We start from the raw sequence: 3,133 nt of genomic DNA on the forward strand, positions 1-3,133 counted from the left end.
AATTAATAATTATTATCGAGTAAAATAATGTGGATATAACTCTGCATGATGGTTCACCCATTCATGCATTTCTTTAATTTGCTGTTCATAAGAAGGAACTACAAAAGAAAAGTCCGAACGAGTACACTTTAAGGTCTTGTCAAGTTGTAATTTTGCACTTGGGTTTATAACAATTTCGCCATTGCGAAAGTATTTGTTAAAAAGACCACAAAGATCATACTTATTTATACTCTCATTATTAACAAGATTGTATAATCCAGTAAGATTTTCACACAAAGCCTGCTCCATTGCTTTTGCAAGTGTATAAGTAGTTACACCTGTCCAAATTGCACCTGTAAATCCATTTATAGGTCCTTTCTGTTTCATGAACCAGTTAAAAAGACCAATACCAGACTCTTTTATATCTGGTCCGATTATGGAATTACGAAAAGTCAGGTCTTTATCATTATTAAATTCTCCTATTGCCTTAGAGCGATCATAAAATGATGCTCCATTTGGCAAAGAATTCTCACAATAAGGCCCATCATTTCCTGCAAATACACAATCAGTAGACATATGAATAATACGAGTTTTGGTATCCTTTGTTATTTCCACCAAATAATGAGGTAGATAACCATTAAGGAGGACGGCCATTGCCTTGTTATTTTCAGCAAACTGGTTAAGGAGTCCAATACAGTTAATGACAGCATCATACTTACCTCCATCAATAATGGTCTTGATGAGCTTCATATCTGATGCATCACCAATTATAGTATTATCCAGAAGTTTAGAGGCAGAACGGGCAAAGCCTATCACCTCATGCCCTTGCTCCTTGAAGAAGAGCGAGATAAGGTGACCAGCCATTCCATTGCAACCAAGAACTAATATTTTCATTTTTTATAATATAATTAATCTATTGACCTATGTCTATTAACTATCTTATTCTGAACGAATTTCTTTAGCCTTAGCTCTTGGTTGTAGACCAAGATCTTCACGAATGAATGTTAGTTTGTGAAGAAGTTCTTTCATGCCCGCAACATCAAGACGATGAGTATTATGACTATGATACTCTTCCATTTTATCTATTTCAGGATTACCACCTTCAATCTTGTCATAATTCAAGTCACGTGCATCACATGGAATACGATAGTAGTCGCCACAATCAATGGCGCGAGCCATCTCTTCACGAGTAACAAGAGTTTCATAGAGTTTCTCGCCATGACGAGTTCCGATAACCTTAACTTCTGTATCTAAATACTTAGGATTTATCTCCGCATAAGTTTCTTTAAGTGCTTGGGCAAGTACATCAAGTGTTGCAGCAGGAGCCTTTTGAACAAACAAATCACCATTGTGACCATGCTCAAAAGCATATACAACAAGATCCACAGCATCATTAAGCGTCATCATAAAGCGAGACATATTGGGATCTGTAATTGTTATAGGTTTACCATCCATCATTTGCTCTACCCAAAGAGGGATAACAGATCCGCGAGAAGCCATAACATTGCCATAACGGGTACAGCAAATTGTTGTTTTGGCATTCTCACCAAGCTGACGTCCCTTGGCAGTAGCTACCTTTTCCATCATTGCTTTAGAAATACCCATTGCATTAATAGGATAAGCAGCCTTATCTGTAGAAAGAACCACTATATTCTTTACGCCATGTTCAATGGCAGACTCTAATACATTATTAGTGCCATACACGTTTGTTTCAACCGCTTGCATAGGGAAGAACTCACATGAAGGTACTTGTTTTAAAGCAGCTGCCGAGAAAATATAGTCAACTCCACCCCTCATTACAATATCCACACTCTGACGATTGCGCACATCACCGATATAAAATTTCACCTTTTCGGCAACATCAGCAGGATACTGTTCCTGAAGATGATGACGCATATCATCCTGCTTCTTTTCATCACGTGAGAAAATACGAATTTCCTTAATATCACTCTCCAGGAAACGCTTAAGTACCATGTTACCAAAAGAACCTGTACCACCTGTTATTAACAGGGTTTTGTTTTTAAAAATTGACATAATCTATTATTTTTGTTGAATTATTAATGAATCAAATGAGAAATCTTTTATTTGTTCCATTAGGAACGTTTCTGCATCGGCAATTGTATTAAAACCTTTATAAAGATTATATTTGCCTAACAATTTGCCATTCAGTCTTGACTTTATTTTGTTTTCATACAAATATGTAAATCCCTCCCTTATCAAATAGGAGATAAAAACAAATAGAAAATTTATCTTATTATTTGCATATTGAAATGCTTCTTTTACATAAGTTCTATGCACAGCCACTAAACGAGAAAGCATTTTATTTTTACAGAACTCTTTAATAAAATCTTCGCGTTTTATCGATTTAAGTGCATTAAGGGCACATACAGGCCAAATTATTTCTGTGGCCCAAAGAGAAGGGATATCTACTGGCCATTTCTTCCGATCAGAATCTGTTATAAATTTCACCTCGTCAAGAGTTAGCACTTTACCCATAACTCCACCACCAACCATTTTCGACATACCAGGTATGACAACAGGGACTTCAATCATAACATATTTTTTTATGAAAAATGAAATAGCCACTGCTCCAGACATGTCTGGTGTTGGACCAGAAAATAAGCATTGTCCATTTCTTTGAACATCTTCTATAACTGTTTTTTTTACTATTCCATGGTATATTTTTGCCATATACTCAAACTCTGGAACACCATCATTTAGTACTTTCTTCAATTCATTTAATGGATTACCTAATTTGCCAACATATGAAATATTATCATAATATACCGACCCTTGTCTTTCTCCTTTATCTTCATTCCAACTGTAGTTTAGATACAACGAACGTACCGCATCCACTTGATTTCGTTTCATCCACTCTGCACAATCAGCGATATTACGGCATACAGCATCGTCATCTCCAATGAAACAAATATACTCTCCTATTGCTTTATTAATAGCCCTCTCAGCATTCTCACCCATAGATAATTTATCAGAATCATGATGATAGCATGTACTTATAAGCTCTTTTCCTGATAAAAATTCAAGAATCTCAGAATTATCATCTGAATTATCATAAACAAGTAATTCTATACGCGAATCTCTGTAATTCTCTATAAGAGAAACGAGATGTTTAAGATACTTGTAACGGTTCTTT

Annotated in this window: 3 protein-coding genes; all 3 read right to left on the reverse strand. The window is 35.6% G+C overall.

The genetic code is table 11. The features are described from left to right. Positions 1-12 precede the first annotated feature (12 nt). The gene (locus tag CIK94_RS09325) at positions 13-873 is read right to left on the reverse strand and encodes a sugar nucleotide-binding protein (RefSeq protein ID WP_094422797.1); all 861 of its coding nucleotides are present in this window, start codon (positions 871-873) and stop codon (positions 13-15) included. Positions 874-918: 45 nt separating this feature from the next. After that, positions 919-2,013 (reverse strand): polysaccharide biosynthesis protein, encoded by a 1,095-nt coding sequence (locus CIK94_RS09330; RefSeq protein ID WP_094422799.1) that lies wholly within the window; start codon positions 2,011-2,013, stop codon positions 919-921. 6 nt (positions 2,014-2,019) lie between these two features. Then, a partial coding sequence (locus CIK94_RS09335; RefSeq protein ID WP_144008365.1) for a glycosyltransferase family A protein occupies positions 2,020-3,133 on the reverse strand: 1,114 nt, incomplete at its 5' end.

Origin of the sequence: Prevotella sp. P4-51, from assembly GCF_002251455.1 — a bacterium.
Taxonomy (GTDB): domain Bacteria; phylum Bacteroidota; class Bacteroidia; order Bacteroidales; family Bacteroidaceae; genus Prevotella.